22 protein-coding genes are annotated in these 16,768 nt (G+C 33.4%); 21 read left to right on the top strand and 1 reads right to left on the bottom strand.

Annotated features, from left to right (window positions below; translation table 11 throughout):
* Positions 1-6 precede the first annotated feature (6 nt).
* The 21 genes from BUA73_RS11795 (at position 7) to BUA73_RS11700 (ending at position 16,375) form a co-directional block, all read left to right on the top strand.
* Complete coding sequence (locus BUA73_RS11795; protein ID WP_072904327.1) at positions 7-1,791, top strand: phage minor capsid protein; 1,785 nt, start codon at positions 7-9, stop codon at positions 1,789-1,791.
* Positions 1,772-1,942, top strand: a complete 171-nt coding sequence (locus BUA73_RS14145) for a hypothetical protein (protein WP_178139266.1) — start codon at positions 1,772-1,774, stop codon at positions 1,940-1,942. Before BUA73_RS11795 ends, BUA73_RS14145 begins: the two co-directional genes overlap by 20 nt.
* 320 nt (positions 1,943-2,262) lie before the next feature.
* A complete protein-coding gene (locus tag BUA73_RS11790) occupies positions 2,263-2,847 on the top strand; it encodes a phage scaffolding protein (protein ID WP_072904326.1) in 585 nt (194 codons plus the stop codon).
* Positions 2,848-2,864: 17 nt separating this feature from the next.
* Entirely contained in the window at positions 2,865-3,830 is a 966-nt protein-coding gene (locus BUA73_RS11785) for a major capsid protein (RefSeq protein WP_072904325.1), read from the top strand.
* 10 nt (positions 3,831-3,840) lie between these two features.
* Positions 3,841-4,137 carry a hypothetical protein gene (locus BUA73_RS11780; protein ID WP_072904324.1) on the top strand — a complete coding sequence of 99 codons (297 nt, stop codon included), beginning with the start codon at positions 3,841-3,843 and terminating at the stop codon, positions 4,135-4,137.
* 8 nt (positions 4,138-4,145) lie between these two features.
* Positions 4,146-4,520, top strand: a complete 375-nt coding sequence (locus tag BUA73_RS11775; protein ID WP_072904323.1) for a head-tail connector protein — start codon at positions 4,146-4,148, stop codon at positions 4,518-4,520.
* Between the two features lies 1 nt (position 4,521).
* On the top strand, positions 4,522-4,860 hold the full coding sequence (locus BUA73_RS11770; RefSeq protein WP_072904322.1) for a hypothetical protein: 339 nt from the start codon (positions 4,522-4,524) through the stop codon (positions 4,858-4,860).
* Entirely contained in the window at positions 4,860-5,237 is a 378-nt protein-coding gene (locus BUA73_RS11765; RefSeq protein WP_072904321.1) for a hypothetical protein, read from the top strand. The genes BUA73_RS11770 and BUA73_RS11765 overlap by 1 nt, the downstream gene beginning before the upstream one ends.
* Positions 5,238-5,645: a phage tail terminator protein gene (locus BUA73_RS11760; RefSeq protein ID WP_072904320.1), complete on the top strand. Its 408-nt coding sequence runs from the start codon at positions 5,238-5,240 to the stop codon at positions 5,643-5,645.
* The gene (locus BUA73_RS11755) at positions 5,645-6,094 is read left to right on the top strand and encodes a phage tail tube protein (RefSeq protein WP_072904319.1); all 450 of its coding nucleotides are present in this window, start codon (positions 5,645-5,647) and stop codon (positions 6,092-6,094) included. The genes BUA73_RS11760 and BUA73_RS11755 overlap by 1 nt, the downstream gene beginning before the upstream one ends.
* A 68-nt stretch (positions 6,095-6,162) precedes the next feature.
* Positions 6,163-6,660 carry a hypothetical protein gene (locus BUA73_RS11750; RefSeq protein ID WP_072904318.1) on the top strand — a complete coding sequence of 166 codons (498 nt, stop codon included), beginning with the start codon at positions 6,163-6,165 and terminating at the stop codon, positions 6,658-6,660.
* 46 nt (positions 6,661-6,706) lie between these two features.
* On the top strand, positions 6,707-7,018 hold the full coding sequence (locus BUA73_RS11745; RefSeq protein WP_143147014.1) for a hypothetical protein: 312 nt from the start codon (positions 6,707-6,709) through the stop codon (positions 7,016-7,018).
* Positions 7,005-7,343, top strand: coding sequence for a Gp15 family bacteriophage protein (locus BUA73_RS11740; protein WP_242942383.1), 339 nt, complete (start codon positions 7,005-7,007; stop codon positions 7,341-7,343). Before BUA73_RS11745 ends, BUA73_RS11740 begins: the two co-directional genes overlap by 14 nt.
* A gap of 44 nt (positions 7,344-7,387) precedes the next feature.
* Complete coding sequence (locus BUA73_RS11735; RefSeq protein WP_072904315.1) at positions 7,388-9,877, top strand: phage tail family protein; 2,490 nt, start codon at positions 7,388-7,390, stop codon at positions 9,875-9,877.
* Positions 9,878-9,892: 15 nt separating this feature from the next.
* On the top strand, positions 9,893-10,228 hold the full coding sequence (locus tag BUA73_RS11730) for a DUF6711 family protein (RefSeq protein ID WP_072904314.1): 336 nt from the start codon (positions 9,893-9,895) through the stop codon (positions 10,226-10,228).
* Between the two features lie 4 nt (positions 10,229-10,232).
* Positions 10,233-13,178, top strand: coding sequence for a Kelch repeat-containing protein (locus tag BUA73_RS11725; protein ID WP_072904313.1), 2,946 nt, complete (start codon positions 10,233-10,235; stop codon positions 13,176-13,178).
* 71 nt (positions 13,179-13,249) lie between these two features.
* The gene (locus tag BUA73_RS11720; RefSeq protein ID WP_072904312.1) at positions 13,250-13,483 is read left to right on the top strand and encodes a hemolysin XhlA family protein; all 234 of its coding nucleotides are present in this window, start codon (positions 13,250-13,252) and stop codon (positions 13,481-13,483) included.
* Positions 13,484-13,504: 21 nt separating this feature from the next.
* The gene (locus BUA73_RS11715) at positions 13,505-14,143 is read left to right on the top strand and encodes a peptidoglycan recognition protein family protein (protein WP_072904311.1); all 639 of its coding nucleotides are present in this window, start codon (positions 13,505-13,507) and stop codon (positions 14,141-14,143) included.
* Positions 14,144-14,160: 17 nt separating this feature from the next.
* Positions 14,161-14,400 carry a hypothetical protein gene (locus tag BUA73_RS11710; RefSeq protein WP_072904310.1) on the top strand — a complete coding sequence of 80 codons (240 nt, stop codon included), beginning with the start codon at positions 14,161-14,163 and terminating at the stop codon, positions 14,398-14,400.
* A gap of 422 nt (positions 14,401-14,822) precedes the next feature.
* The gene (locus BUA73_RS11705) at positions 14,823-15,782 is read left to right on the top strand and encodes a DUF6731 family protein (protein WP_072904309.1); all 960 of its coding nucleotides are present in this window, start codon (positions 14,823-14,825) and stop codon (positions 15,780-15,782) included.
* Positions 15,783-15,817: 35 nt separating this feature from the next.
* Positions 15,818-16,375 (top strand): hypothetical protein, encoded by a 558-nt coding sequence (locus tag BUA73_RS11700; RefSeq protein ID WP_072904308.1) that lies wholly within the window; start codon positions 15,818-15,820, stop codon positions 16,373-16,375.
* Positions 16,376-16,396: 21 nt separating this feature from the next.
* On the opposite strand, the gene BUA73_RS13945 is transcribed toward BUA73_RS11700, so the two are convergent.
* Positions 16,397-16,582, bottom strand: coding sequence for a hypothetical protein (locus tag BUA73_RS13945; RefSeq protein WP_143147013.1), 186 nt, complete (start codon positions 16,580-16,582; stop codon positions 16,397-16,399).
* Positions 16,583-16,768: the final 186 nt, after the last annotated feature.

The raw sequence follows: 16,768 nt of genomic DNA, 5'->3' as shown, positions 1-16,768 counted from the left end.
GATAAAATGAAGAAAGATTATGATGTTGCAGAAGCATTCGGAGCTATAGAGAAAGAATTGATTGATTCTATGCTGAGGAATTATAAAAGGCATAGGAATTGGGAAAACAAAGAAGGGTTTGACTGGACCATGTGGCAAGTTGAACAATTAAAAAGCTTACAAGAGTATAAAAAGAGAAATAAAAAAGCTTTCAAACATAGATTCTCAGAGATAAATGAAGAGATAGAAGAGATGATTGAGAAGTCATATATAGCCGGCAATATGGAAGCTGAAATAGAAATATTAGAAGCTATAAAGAATGGATTTAGACCTAGAATAAGACCTAAAGTTACAGACTTAATTACAGAGGGCAAATTCTTTAAAATAAATGATAGAAAACTCAATGCTCTCATAAAAGCTACTAAGCAAGACATGGCAAAAGCAGAGGTTGCTATGCTAAGAAAAGCCAATGATGAATACAGAAAAACGATATTTAATGCACAGGTTTATGCTAATACAGGAAGTGGAACATATGAGCAATGCGTAGATATGGCAACTAAGGACTTCTTAAGTAAGGGTATTAATTGCATAGAGTATAAGAATGGTGCTAGAGTTAATATAGCAGATTATGCAGCCATGGCAATTCAAACGGCTAATAAAAGAGCATACTTGCAAGGAGAAGGTGCTAAAAGACAGGAGTGGGGCATAAGTACAGTAATAACCATAAGCCGTGGAGGTGGTTGTCCTAAATGTGTACCATTTCAAGGTAAGATTTTTATAGATGATGTATGGAGTGGTGGAACTTCTAAAGATGGACCCTATCCATTACTAAGTAGTGCAATGGCAGCTGGATTCTATCATCCTAATTGTAAAGATTCTCATACAACTTATTTTGAAGGTATTTCAACACCACCGAAGACTACAACTAAAGAGCAACAACAAAAGAGTATAGACATATTTAATAGAGAACAGAGGGAAAACTATATAAATAGACAAATAAAAAAGTATGATAGGCTTAGTAGTTATAGTTTAGACAAAGATAATATAGAAAGATATAAGTATAAGAAACAACAATGGCAAAGTATAAGAAATATAAAAACATGGCGAGGAGCTACACCAGTTAAAACTATTTACAATAATAAGAAAGAAATAATAAAACATATGAGAGATAAATACTCTCTAGATTTTAGCGATAGCAGAAAATACCCTATAGACAAGGATTTGTTACAGGATTCAGTTAATTGGATGGATAAATTTAATAACTACTTTAAAGGATTCCAAGAGATTAACCCGGTTAAGCTACCAATATTAAAAGTAAAAGCTAACATGAATGCTGTAGGAAAATACTCATACTATGCGAACCGGCCAGGGGCTTGTGAGTTAACATTAAACGGTGCTTTTTTCTCAGATAAAGAGTATAATAAGAAGTATATAGAAAAATGCATTGAGAAGAAATGGACTGTGCCTAACGCAAAAGAGTATAAAACTTTTGTACACGAATATGGACATAATGTTGCGGATGGACTTAAATGGCTTGATGGTGGAAACACGAATTGGTGTGAAGAATTTGTTAGTGAGGTAATAGGCGACTATAATAAAAAATATAGTACAGAATATACTTTTAAAGACATGGCAACATTAGTCGGAGAATATGCCGGCACTAAACATGCAGAATTATTCGCAGAGACTTTTGCAGAGTATTTTGGCGGTGATAACCCAAGAGAATTTGCTAAACTATTTGGGGAAAAGTTGGATAAGAAAATAAAATATCATATCAAGGAGGGAAATAAAGTTGGAGCTAGAAAGACCTAAATTTATGGATACGGATTATTATTATTATGATGATGATGGTCTTAAAATTAAAGAGAATTCTCCACAGTGGGTAAAGGAAGAATATGAACAGTTTATGAGTTCATTAAAATGCGGAGAGATAGTACAAGAGTATAAAGCACTTACTAAATAAAAAGTAGGTGCTTTTATTATGCTCAAAATTAAGAAAGGAGGTTTAAGTGTACATGGTGATTAAGATTACATACCTCATTATCACAAGAATGTACGTAATATACGCATTGATTGAAGCATCAAGAGAAAAGAATAAGGGGAATATTACAAATGCTATATATAATTTACTATTAGGAATTTTAATATGTATTGTTTAAAAAAGAAAGTCTTATTAAATAAGGCTTTTTATTTTCGCCATTTTGGTATTATGGGCGTTAACTAATAAGACAAATGGTACCGGACTGAACCGGGCTAAAAAATGAATTTGAAAGGATGGTAAATATGAATAAACAACAATTTATAGCATTAGGACTTACAGAAGATTTAGCAACAAAAGCAGAGGCGGAGAGTAAGAAAGAATTAGAAACTTATATTCCTAAGACACGATTTGATGAAGTCAACAACAGTAAAAAAGAATTAGAGAAGACTATTGCTGAAAGAAACACTCAATTAGAAGACCTTAAAAAGGTTGACGGTGAGGCTCTTAAAAAGCAGATAGAGACATTACAAGAGGACAACAAGGCTAAGGACATAGAGTACCAAGCAAAGCTTAAGGATTTACAAGTAAGCAATGCTATTAAGATGGCTATTGCAGATAAGGCTATGGATACAGATTTAGTTGCTGACTTGTTTGATAAGTCTAAGTTAATACTAAATGATGATGGCAAGATAACAGGCTTAGATGAACAACTTAAAAGTTTAAAGGAGAGCAAAGGCTTTTTATTTAAACCTGAAAATAGTCCAGAACCAACACCACAACCGGGATTTAAAGTTGGTGCAGATGGTGGAAATCCTAAGCCACAAGGAACAAATGTAAGTATGAAAGACGCAATAGCAGCTAAACTTCAAGGACAAATAAACCAATAAAGGAAAGGTGATATAATATGGCAGTTACATTAGCAGAGGCAAGTAAAAACGTACAGGATGATTTACAAATAGGGGTTATTGATGAATTTAGAAAGTCTAGTTTTTTACTAGACAATCTAACATTTGATGATGTTGTGTCCCCAGTAGGTGGAGGAGCAACAATGACATACTCCTATACTAGATTAAAAACACAACCAACAGCTGGATTCAGAGAGATTAACAAAGAATACACACCAGGAGAAGTTACTAAAGAGCAATTCCATACTACTCTTAAGGTATTTGGTGGTAGCTATCAGATTGATAGGGTTATTGCCAATATGGGCGGAATTGTATCAGAGGTAGAATTACAGCAGGCACAGAAGATTAAAGCAGCAAAGGCACTATTTAATGATACTTTCATCAATGGTGACAGTGCAGTAGATGCACAAGCATTTGATGGACTTGAAAAAGCATTAACAGGATCATCAACAGAATATAACAATGGTGCTGATAAGGTAGTTATAGATTTATCTACAAGTGCGGCAATTACGTCTAACTACATGGCATTTTTAGATATGCTAGATGAATTTATGACCGGCTTAGATGGTACTCCTACTTTTATAGCTGGTAACTCTAAACTTATAGCTAAATTGAGGGCATGTGCAAGAAGGGCAAGCATGTACCAAACAACTAAAAATGACTTTGGACAGCAAGTGGAAAGCTACGGAACTATTCCATTCGTGGATTTAGGAACTAAGGCTGGAAGTAATGAAGATGTTGTTAAAACAGATGGCACTTCGGGGGCAACTTCTCTTTATGTTGCTAGATTAGGCCTTGATGGGTTGCACGCTGTATCTATGGCGGGGCAAGCACCAATAAAGACATGGTTGCCAGACTTTTCAACTAGCGGGGCAGTAAAGAATGGTGAAGTAGAAATGATAGCAGCATTAGCATTAAAGGCAAGTAAAGCGGCTGCAGTATTTAGAAATATAAAGGTAAAATAGGAGGGACATTATGGCTAAAATAATAGCACCAAACAAAAGCTATACTGGTATTAGTGCTAGTGTGGCTTTTTGTAATGGTATCGCAGAAACAGAAAACCCTACTCTTGTTGATTGGTTCAAGAAACATGGATATGAAGTTGAAGAAGAAAAAGCTGAAGAAGAAATTGTTGAAGAAGAGACAGCTATTGATAAAATGACAATTGAAGAGTTAAAAACATATGCAGAAGAAAGAGGAATAGATCTAGGTAAATCTACTAGCCAAGAAGGCATTCTTAAGAAAATAAAAGATGTAGAATATGGAGAGTAGGTGTTACTATGGCTTATATAACTTTAGAGGAATACAAGGCTAATTATAGTGATATTCCAGATAAAGATTTAAACAGAGCATTAAATAAAGCAAGTAGACACATTGACAGTTTAACTTATGGAAGAATTAGAGGAGTGGGGTTTGATAACCTTACTCCTTTTCAACAAGAAATTATCAAAGAGGTTAATTGTGAGTTAGCCAACTTTGAATATGAGAATGCTGAACTTATTGAAAATGTGTTATCTAGTTACAGTATAAACGGTGTATCTATGAACTTTGGTGATACGTGGAATGTGAAACTTATGAAAGGTGTAGCAATTCCGACAGAACTGTATGAGACACTAGCACAGACAGGATTAACTTGTAGAAATGTGAGGTGGTAAAGTGAAATTTCCTTGTTTAGTACCTAAGAAATTTTGTAAAACTCCAATACAGATAAAGATATATCAAGATGGGTTAAGTGAAGATGGTGGGCCATTAGAGGCACTTAGTATATCCACCCTATGTAATTATCAAGATAAAGCTAAGAAGGTTTTAACTGCAGAACAACAGCTTATACAAATAGAAGGAACTGCCTTAATTCCTGGTGATATAGCCTCTTCATTACCTACATTAAGCAATGGTACTGTAATTGTTAATGGAGTTAATAGAAACATTTACAGAGGTGAAAAAGCACGTAACCCAGATGGCACTGTAAACTATACAAGACTGGAGTTGGTTTAATGCATGTAAATAGTAAAATAACAATAAATAAAATCAGAATTAAACAACTTACACATGCACAAACGCAGGCCTTAGAAATGACGGGTGAGGCATTGCATACAGATGTACTCCAAGCGCAAGTAATACCATTTAAAAGTGGTAATCTACAGAATGAAAGTACTTTTGTAGATTATACTGAAAGCAATAAATGTAAAGTAACTTTAGTAAGCTCCACACCTTATGCAAGAAGATTATATTATCATCCAGAGTACAATTTTAGCACTGAAGAAAATCCTAATGCAAAAGGGAAATGGTATCAAGATTGGATTGATGGAAATAAAAAAGACTTTTGCAAGAAAGCATTTAAAGCATTCTACAAGCGAATTGGAGGTGTTTAATTGTTAGGACTATCAAATATACGTGATTGGCTTAAAACCCTTAATAATAAGGCTGATAATTACTACATTGGCAAGCTAGATAACAAGAAAGATAAGTCTATAGGGGTTTATCAATTAAAGAATACAAGTCCTCCAAGAATAGCACTAGGAGGCTTAGAAAATACCACATATGAGGTTAAAGGGATTTCTATTCTTATACATTGGAATACAAATGCAAGAGAAACGGAAGAATTCAGTTATGAACTGTATGAAGAGATTTTGAAACAGAATTCTGTGGTTATTAATGGCCATAGAATTAACTATATTGAGCTTTTAAATAATGAACCTATAGATGTCGGAACAGATGAAAAAAATATCTATGAGAGGGTTATCGAGCTTAAATGTTACTATGAAAGGAGCAATGAATAATGGCAACTATAACAACTGGAGTTTATCCAGTGTTTAATAATAAGTTTAAAATAGGCACAAAAGGATTAGCAAGTGTTGAACCTACAGATATGGTAACTATTGCAGAACTAGAGACATTTAGTGTTAGTATTGATACAAACGTTGAAGAGTGGACACCAATGACAGCTGAGGGATGGATTTCTAGGCTTGCAACAGGTAAAGGATTCAGTATTTCATTAAGTGGAAAAAGGTGTGTAGGTGATGCTGGAAATGATTATGTAGCTGGGTTGATGTTTAAAACAGGAAGAGATTTATCTACAAAGTTTGAGTGGGAGTTCCCAACAGGCACAAAAGTAACTTTTAATTGTATAGTTAATATTTCTAGTGCTGGGGGAGACTCAACAAACGTAGAAGGATTAGAATTTGAAGTTATGAGTGATGGAAAGCCTACAGTTACACCAGGGGTTTAAAATAATGTTCATGATACATACTTAAAGTGATATAATATATAAAAGAGTATCTAAAAGGGGTGTGGATCATGTACATTGAATTAAAGTATTTATTTAAAAAAGCTATAATAGCAGATAATGAAATTATGATTGGAAAGCTTAATATTGACGTTGATAATATAACAGAAATAAAATATCAAGCTCCAACTGCTACTAAACAAGGTTTTATAACTTTCTGTACCTTCACAAGTGGTAGAGACGTAAAAGATTTGAATACAGCAACTTTGGATAAAAACAGTATTATCATATATAAAAAAGATAATGACAAGCTAGAAGAAATATTGAATTACTTCAATAATAGGAACATAACTATAATAGATGTTAAAGAGGATGATGATAAGATACATTGTCCTAAATGTGGCTCTACACAAATAACAGCTAATAAGAAAGGCTTTAGCTTAGGGAAAGGTATTTTGGGAGCTGCTATTACACCAGGTTTAGGGTTGGTAACAGGAGCAATGGGTAAAAACAAAATAGAAGTAACTTGTTTAAAGTGTGGACACAAATGGAAAGCAGGTAAGAAGTAGCATCCTAGAAATAGGGTGCTTTTTTAATATGAAAGGTGGAATAATAATGATAGATATTACTAGCAAGTTAACAGACACAAAACCAATTATTAAAATAGCTGAAGGGAAAGAATATGAAATAGACAACTCTAAAAATACAATGTTAAAAGTAAATCAACTTTTTCATGGTAACGTTAATGATATTGAAATGATGGATAATGCTATAAGAATGATTTTGGGCGAAAAAGCTTTTAAGGAAATTGAGGGAATGAATTTATCTCTAAGTGATTACAAAGTGATATTTACTGGAATGATGGCTGGAGTATCAGATATAACATATGAAGAGGCAGAGCGTCGATTTCAAAATGCAACAAAATAGTGAAGAGTGGTATGACATTATAGAGGATTATGACCTAATAGAATCTTCTTTTGCTGAACAATATGGCATAAGATTAAGACGTGAAAATGATATGTCTTGGGGTGAGTTTTGTACTTTATTATCTGGAATAAATGAAAAGACTGCACTAGGTAAAATAGTAAGCATAAGAGCAGAAAAGGACCCTAAAATAATTAAGGAGTTCACATCAGAACAAAAACAGATAAGAAATAAATGGAGAAAAAGAAACATTGAAAATATTAATAGTAAAGACTATGATCAAGCAATGAAAAACTTTGAAAATATGTTTAGAACAATGAGCACTTAGATTAATTTCTAGGTGCTTTTATTTTTGAAGAAAGGAGGTAGAATATGGCTGAAAGTGTAGGTCAAATAGGGTTAGATCTTGTTGTTAATCGTAATGGTTTTGACAAACAGATGAATAGCATTACAAGCCTTGCAAAGAAAGCAGCTGGAACATTGGCTGGAGTGTTTGCTATTAAAGGTTTAATTAACTTTGGAAAGCAATGCTTAGACTTAGGCTCTGACTTAGCAGAAGTACAGAATGTAGTTGATGTTACATTTAGTAGTATGACTAAACAAGTAGATGATTTTGCTAAAGGTGCGGCAATGAATTTTGGTTTATCTGAAACTATGACTAAAAAATATGTTGGTACCTTTGGAGCTATGTCTAAAGCATTTGGATTCAATGAAAAGGCCGCCTATGATATGTCTACGGCATTAACAGGACTTAGTGGAGATGTGGCTTCTTTTTACAATACAAGTCAAGACGAAGCGTATACAAAACTTAAATCTGTATTTACAGGTGAGACTGAAAGTTTAAAAGATTTAGGTGTAGTTATGACACAAACAGCACTAGATCAATTTGCTTTAAGTAACGGATTTAATAAAGTTACCAAGGATATGACGGAGCAAGAAAAGGTCGCTTTGAGATTTGCTTTTGTTCAACAACAATTAGCATTAGCTAGTGGAGATTTCTCTAGGACAAGCGATAGTTGGGCGAATCAAACTAGAATACTGAAGCTACAATTTGATAGCTTAAAAGCGAGCTTAGGACAAGGATTTATAGCAATATTAACTCCAGTAGTTAAAGTTATAAACACCATCATGGGCAAGCTAATACAACTAGCTAATGTATTTAAAAGCTTCGTAGAAGGTATAACAGGTAAGAAAGCAGACAACCCAGCTACGAGCATGCAACAAGTAGCTAGTGCAGCAACTAGTGCAAGCGGGGCAACAGATAACATTGCTAAGTCTACAGGGAAAGCAGCTAAGAAAGCAAAGCAACTTCAAAAGGCTCTAATGGGCTTTGATGAGATAAACACTATAACTAAGCCCACTACAGATGATAGCAGTGGAGACATTGGAGGCGGTGCTGTAGGTGGAGGCATAACAGATATACCAGTTAATGTAGTTCCTAAGCTAGACACATCTTCTATGGATGGTGTTATGGGTGGATTCATGGGAGAGTTGCAAAAATGGTTTAAATCTATTGATTTTGCTCCTCTAGTTAATAGCTTTGATAGACTTAAGAAATCTGTGGAACCAATAGTAAATACAATAGGGCAGGCTTTAAAATGGTTTTTAACTGATATACTAGGGCCTTTAGCAAAATGGACTATAGAAGATGCCTTACCAGCTTTTTTTAATTTACTAGCTGGAGCTATGGATTTCCTTAATCCTATATTAGAATCTTTTTTAAGGTCTGCAGATTTATTATGGGATAACTTTTTAGGACCTATTGCTAGTTGGACAGGTGGCATAATTGTGGATGTGCTTAATTGGATTGCTGATGCATTGACTAGCATTGGAAATTGGATGAGTGAAAATACTACAATAGTTGATGCTATAACTCTGGCAATAGAAAGCTTTGGAGTGGCTCTAGGTATAGTTAAGTTAGTAATAGGTGGTTGGAATTTAATATGTGGCATAGCAACAGGAGTTACAACAGCCTTTGGAGCAGCAGTAGCATTCCTCACAAGCCCTATTGGACTTGTGACTTTAGCAATAGGTGCAGTGATTGCAATTGGTGTGCTTCTTGTTAAACATTGGGATGAAGTAAAGGTTATAGCTGGAGCTGTGTGGGAAGGAATCAAAAACACAATAAGCGCAATAGTTAATACTATTAAAAATGTAATAATAGCAGTATGGAATGCTATTAAAAATATTACCTCAACAGTATTTAATACTATAAAATCTGTAATTTGCGGTATATGGAATGGCATAAGTACTGTTACGAGTAGTGCATGGAACGGTATTAAAAATACTATAAGCGGTGCAATAAATATAGTAAAAACAGTAGTCACCACTGGATTAAATGCTGTTAAATTTGTGTTTAGCAGTGTTTTCAGTGGCATATGGAACATAGTTAAAGGAGTAGTAAACTCTATAATTGGTGGCATTAATATTATGGTTAATGGAGTAATAAGTGGTATTAACTTAATGATAAGGGCATTAAATAAGTTGAGTTTTAATGTACCTGAATGGATACCAGTTATAGGTGGTAAAAAGTTTGGTTTTAATTTAAGTGAAATGGCTAAAGTAAATATTCCTAAACTTGCAACAGGCGGTTATGTTAAAGCTAATCAACCGCAACTTGCCATGATTGGAGATAACAAAACCCAAGGTGAAATAGTTGCACCAGAAGGAAAAATGATGGAGGTAATGACACAAGCATTAGGTGCTTTCTTCTCCAAAATGGAAGGGCAAGGGAATAGCAACAATAGCGGTGGAGATTTGACTGTAGAGCTATACATGGATTCTAATAAAATGGGTGATGTTATAATAAAAAGCTTTAGAAAATTAGAAAAGAAAACAGGCAAGGTATTATTGCCGATATAAAAAAGGAGTGGTTATATGCTTAAAATAAATGGAGTAGCAATAGCTGCTCCTAAAGTTTTTGTAGTGGACTTTGAAGACATAGACGGAGAGAGTGGAAGAAATACAAGAGGGCAGATGTTAAGGGACAGAATTGCAGTTAAAAGAAAGCTTACGTGCGAATGGCCACCGCTTGAGGATGGCGAGATAAGCATACTTTTGAAAGCGGTTCAAAATGTGTTTTTCGAAGTCGCATATCCTGATCCAGCTGAAGGTGCAACAATCACGAAAACATTTTATGTAGGAACAAGAACAGCTCCAATGTTATACATGGGAAAATGGCAAAACTTAAAGATGAATTTTATAGAGAGGTAGCAAAATGAAGAATGTAAGCGCTGCATATAAAACAGCAATAAGAAGTCCTTCAAGGATTCTTGGTGCAAAAATTATCGTCCAAGGTACAACAACTTTGACAATAACAGATGATAATATAGAAACAATTGAAGTAGACAACGCTATACTGGCCAGTGAAAATTTTGCGATTGGTGGTGGAATAGCAAGCCCTATTTCTATTTCTCTGAGTAATCATGACAATAAATATGACAACATAAACTTTGAAGATAAGATGATAAAGCTATACTTTATGATACAGCTAGCAGACGGAAAATGGGAAGAAATCTTCTACAACGATTTTTGGATAGAAGAGTATAAAGAAACTGGTAAGAGTATAAAGCTAGAAGGATTTGATAAGCTTGCAATGGACATACTGGACAGTAAATATTCTAGTGAATTGGTATTCCCAGCAAAAGTTAATGCTATTGTAGCAGACATGGAAAAGACACTAGGCATACAGTTTGGGTATAACTTTAAAAATAGCACTTACAGTTTTAATGATTTAATGATTCCACAAAAACCACAGGGTTCATTTAGGCAAGTTTTAACAGATGTTGCAACGATAGCCGGTGGGTTCCTAGTGTGCTTAAGTGGACTAGTGGATATATATGTACTAAACGATACTGACGTTGAAATTACTAACTACAATAGCTACAAAACTACAGTAAGCAATAGTTTTAGTAACATTACAGGTGTGGTTGTAAATGGCTATGAAGTAGGTGATAGCACAGGCAATGTATTAAACCAGGAAATAGCATTACTGAATGGCATAGGCGAGGGATACTTGGAGGCTATTGCAGTTAATACTTTACACTACTATAAAGCTACACAGTATATAGGATATAACGCAGAATGGCAGGGCGATTTTGCCATGGAAGTGTGTGACAAAATTAAAGTGTATGACGAAAAAGACGTAGCACATTTAAGCATTGTTACTAATAATAAAATTAGGTACTGTGGTGGTTTAAAAGCTACTACACAAGCTAAAATTAGCAAAAAAGCAATAGAGAATAAGACAGCTCAAGAGCAATACGTAGAAACTCAAACGCAAGAAAATAATATGGGAATGTACACATATACGAATGAAACCGCTGTTCAAGTAGGGAGTAATGTTTCAACGGAAATTTGCACATTAGAATATGAAACATCTTCAAGCTCCAACTTATTGTTATTTGTGACCATACAAATTAATGCTACAGCGACAGTTGAATGCAAGTTTTACGTTGACAATATACTGTGTGCATTAAGACCTAAGACAAATGTAGTAAATTTTAGTACTTTAAGTTTTAATTACGCAATAACTAAGGTGCAGGCAAATGAAAAGCATAAGTTATCAGTAAGATTAATATCCAGTACTACTATAACAATTGACGCAAACCAAGTACAAGTGGCTCTATTTGGGCAAAAAGTAATTGGCGGAGTAAGTCCGTACATGCCTACGGTTAAGCCAGCTTGGGAACAAGGCAAAACAATGCAATATGGAAGGTATGGAGCTCATTGTGTTGTTTACAATAATAAAATATATGTAGATGGTGGGTATAGCAGTGATTATGTTTCTAGTATGGAAATATATGATATTGTAACAAATACATGGAGTAGTGGAGCGAGCGGAGGGCAACGTGCTGAAACTAAGGCTGTGCTTCATGGCGGGAAAATGTATGTTGTTGGTGGTTCGGCTAGCGGTGGCAATACATTATCAAGCTTAAAAATTTATGATATAGCAACTAATACGTGGAGTGTTGGCGCAAATATGCCTACTTCACGAACATTACTTGGTATGTGCGTTTTAAATGGGAAAATATATGTATGCGGCGGAGACAATAGACGTGGAACATTGTATGACAAATTAGAAATATATGATATTGCAACAAATACATGGAGTAGTGGTGCAAATATGCCGGTTGCAGCTACACGTTGCTATTGCGCTACAATTAATGGTTCTATATATGTTTTTGGCATTAATGGTAATAAAGTATGGTTAAAATACAACGTGACAACTAACACATGGGAACAATTAAAACCAAGTTCTGCAACTGAGGCATGGTTTAATGGTGCATGGACTTATAATGGCAACATTTATCTTTTGATTGGATCTGAAATATTTAAGTATAACAATGTATTAACTAAATGCAATGAATTACCAGAAGGAAGAGGCGGGCAAATGGCAATTGCGGTGAATAGAGATAAGTGGTACTTTGCGGGAGGTAGCAAGGATGGAAGCTCTTATTGTGATTTAATGGATATTTTGACAGTAGGCGAGCAACAAGAAATACAAAAAATGATTGCTATAGATTTGGAAGGCAATACGATATACAAACGTGATAATGGAACGTATACAAACGTGTTTGAGACAGGTTGTACCCTAGAGAGTGTGGGAGAGGCAGAAGGAAATAAGATAGAAATTGTAAGTAGTAATGGGGTGTTACAAGATAGGATTACAGTGCATTTAGTATTGCGTAAAGTGGGCGATATTAAGGATGGAATAAAGGATAATGTGTTTACACAAAGAATTGGTAAAACTGTGCTAAATGGTAGTGAAAATTGGGTATATTTTAATACTTATGGCGAAGCACTAAGATTTGATTTAAACATAGGTGCTAAAAATGCAGGTGTAGTTATATCTGACAAATTTACAGTTGGGGCGATAAGTAGTCCAAGTATCGAATGTATAAATATACATTACAGCACTGGCAATTTTCAAATACAGATATTAAAGTCTAAGTTGACTCAATATAATTTCGTAGATGGCACAACTTCAACCTATATCCCGTCATTTAAGTCTTGGTTACAAGCTAACAATGTAACAGTGCTTTATGAATTAGCTACACCAGTAACAACTCCGCAACTAACAGAATTAAAGAAATTTGAGAATGGCACAGTGCAAGTCAATACGGCAATACAACCTACTATTACAGTTAGGGATATAAATTAAATAATAGGGCAATAATTCAGAGCCGATTAGGTTCTTTTTTATTGCCTTAAATCTAAGAAAGGATGTGTAATATGAACGATGAATTAGTTGAACATCAGCTTGAGGTACATGACAAGCGTTTAAATAACCATGCTGACAGATTAGATAAATTAGAACAGGACAGCGCTACATTAAAAAGTGAACTTAAGAATTTATGTGAAAACCTTAGGGCCCTGACTTCAGTTATGAAGTGGTTTATAGGGTTACTGATAGGGTCTTTTATAGGATTCTTTTTTTATGCAGTGCAAAATAATATCTTTAAATAAGTCCATAGGAGGTATGAGGTAGTGATACCAATAAAAAAACAATTAATAAAGTACAATTTTTCTAAAAGAAACAATTCCATAAAATACATTGTAATTCATGATGTAGGAGCTATTTCAAGTGCTCAAAACAACAGAGATTATTTTGCCGGTGGAAACAGGAACTCTAGTGCAGATTTTTTTGTTGATTCAAACAACGTAATCCAGATCATAGATTATAACAACAATTATTCGTGGGCTGTAGGTGATGGTAGGGGAAGAAATGGTATTACAAACAGTAATAGCATTTCAATAGAGATGTGTTTGGAAAGTAATATGCAGCCATCAGAAAAAACCATTCAAAATACTTTAGATTTAACAAAGCAGTTAATGAATGAATTAGATATACCTATTGAAAGAGTTGTTAGACATTATGATGCAAGTTTTAAGCTATGCCCTAAGTCTTTTAGTGCTAGTAACTGGGCGAAGTGGAATGAGTTTAAAACTAGATTAAAAGGAGGTGAAAATAAGATGGATAAAGAACTACTGAATAAACAACTTTATGCTGTTGAATGCAGCATAAATAGTGTAATGGCTAATTTATATAAGGAGATAGACAAACTGCAAGTAGATTTAAAAGCAGTACAGGATCTTAAAACATATGTAAATAAAAATGTAAAATAAAATCGGAGGTGCAATATATGGATTTTGCAAGTTTAGGAGTTTTAACAGGAATTGTTATAGCTTTAGGTGAATTTTTTAAGAAGGTTGGAGTTAATCCTAAGTTAATACCTATATTAAATATAGCATGTGGATGTTCTTTTGGTGTAGCTTTTATGGGAGTAGGGATTAGAGAAGGGTTAATGTATGGACTAGTAATAGGACTTACAGCTGGTGGTTTTTATAGTGGTTCTAAAAATTTAATAGAGAATTTTAAGTAGTTTAAAAGGGTATCCGTTTGGGTACCCTTATTTTTTCTAATAAAAGTAATAGCCCTACAGCCATTTAAACAAGTAGGACTATTAGGTAGTCAAGGGAGGACCATTGATAATCAAAATATACCATAATATAATTAATTAATCAATGAGAATTGATTAATAATTACAATAATAATAAAAATCATTGATGGAGAATTAAAATTATTATAATGTCCATTGATGTTTTTTATAAAAATATGGAAATAAAATACTGTTTGTCAAGTTTTGTCGAAAGTGTTGAAATAGTTATACTACGTGATATACTTAAAAATAATAAACCACTATGACGGCTAAATCAACAGTGGTTTAAATACAAAAGTTACTCATTGTTTTGTTACCCCTATTATACAGTAATAAAAGAATGAGTGCAAGAATAGGGGAATAGCATGAGTATAAAAAATATGAAAGTATATTATTATTATCCAATGAGTGGGGGAGAGAAGAACGAAAGAATTTATGATTTGGATGATTTGTTTAAAACATTGCAAACCTTGAACATAGAAGAAAGGATATTATTTGCAAACGAAAATAGTGTTCAAAACACTGATGATAAAAATAAAGACATTGGTAAAGAGTGTGTACAATTAAAAAGAATTGAATATAATGAAGTAACAGAAAGATGGAATTTATGTTTTATGAAAAACAGAGATGACGTACCTTTTGTTTCAAAGCGTAATGGTGAAGGCCATGCTTTAGATTTAGATGACGATGAATTTGTAGGAGAAGAGGTTTGTCTAGTTTATGATAAAAAAACAAAGATAATAGCCTTACAAAACAACAGGTATAGTGTTTCTTTCGCAGGAATTTCTGATTTCTTCAGACAATATTTAGAGATGAATGAATTAAAAAGATTTATAATATCTCCTATAACATTTGATGATAGGTATAAGAATATATCGGATGATTCATTAATAGAATATAAAAGCATATCAACTACTATAACTGATTTGTCTAAATTGGAATCTTGGGAAGATGGCCAGGAAGAATTTAAACGCTTAAAGAATGTAGCTGATTTGGCCAGAAGTATCAATGGAGCAACTTTGAAATTGGAAATCAATATAGGGAGATCTAGGCAGATTTTTTTACAAAAAAGTGGATTAAAGAAACTAGTTAACATGATGAAGCGTGATGAAAAGATATTCCCAACATTAAAAGTTAAAATGTTGGACGATGGAGAAATCCGAGTAATAGATTTGATAAATTATAAGTTAGATGATACTATTGAAATAAACGTATCCAAGGGTGATCCTAAAACATTCGATAAAATTTTATTACAAATGAATGCTAAATTTGATCTTACTTTAGGAAAAAGGATTGGTAAAATTATAAAACCTATTTGCGAATAGAATAAAATATATTTTGAGGAGGCATAATGTAAAAAATGAAATTAAAACATATAGCTAGAAAAATAATTAAATCAATTGTAGTTAACATGTGTTTTTTTATATTATGTTTTCTTATATATTATTTTAACCAGGAGATTATAATTAATATAAAAAACTATTTTTTTAATGAAGAATATGTAGGGTTTATAGAACCTTTTAAAGATCTTTTACCTCACATTATAACTTTTGTGTCTATTCTTCTTAGCATGAACATAACCATAGGAACCTTGTTATTAACTATGTGTGATAAAAGAATTATGGAACTTATAAAAAGATTTAAATATACAGATTTTGTGATAAAAATTTTAAAATATTCTATTATTCAAGGCGTATTTTTGATTTTGCTATTAGTAGGGATCTACATTAGAATTGACTTTGGAAACACTTGGGTTAGAACTGTTATTTTAATACTCGCCGCTAATTTTATCATATACTTTTTCATAAACACGTATAGACTGATTTGGCTTATAAATAAGTTGTTAGATGAAACTTTTCATCCCGAAAAGTACAATAATGAAAGTAATAGTTGTATAAAAGATAAATTTAAAAGATAAGCCCCATCCCTGGGGCTCTTTTTATATCCTCTTAATCTCATCAATCAACTCATCAAGAAATGTCACTTGGTTCACAATTTCGATATATTCATCAAATTCACTTCTTGGCAGAGCTAATGCTTTCTTATCTAGTTCATGCATTTTACTCTCTAAATGCGATATTATTAATTCAGATTTATCCATGTTTCTCACCTCACTTTCCCACATTATTCCCACACTAGTTTTATGTGGTTGTGAGAAAGTGTAGGAAACTATAAACAATGAATATAGTAAAATCAATGGCTTTGGAACGTTTTAAAATGATATGGTATCCTTTAAACCGTCCCAGTTGGTCGGGAGTTCGAATCTTCTCTGACGCACCATAAACTATTGAAATGACTAAGTTCTTGAATA

It is taken from the genome of Hathewaya proteolytica DSM 3090 (genome assembly GCF_900142225.1).
GTDB lineage: Bacteria > Bacillota > Clostridia > Clostridiales > Clostridiaceae > Hathewaya > Hathewaya proteolytica.
The sequence above is the reverse complement of the archived record's forward strand: the minus strand, read 5'-3'. Positions and strand labels throughout refer to the sequence as shown.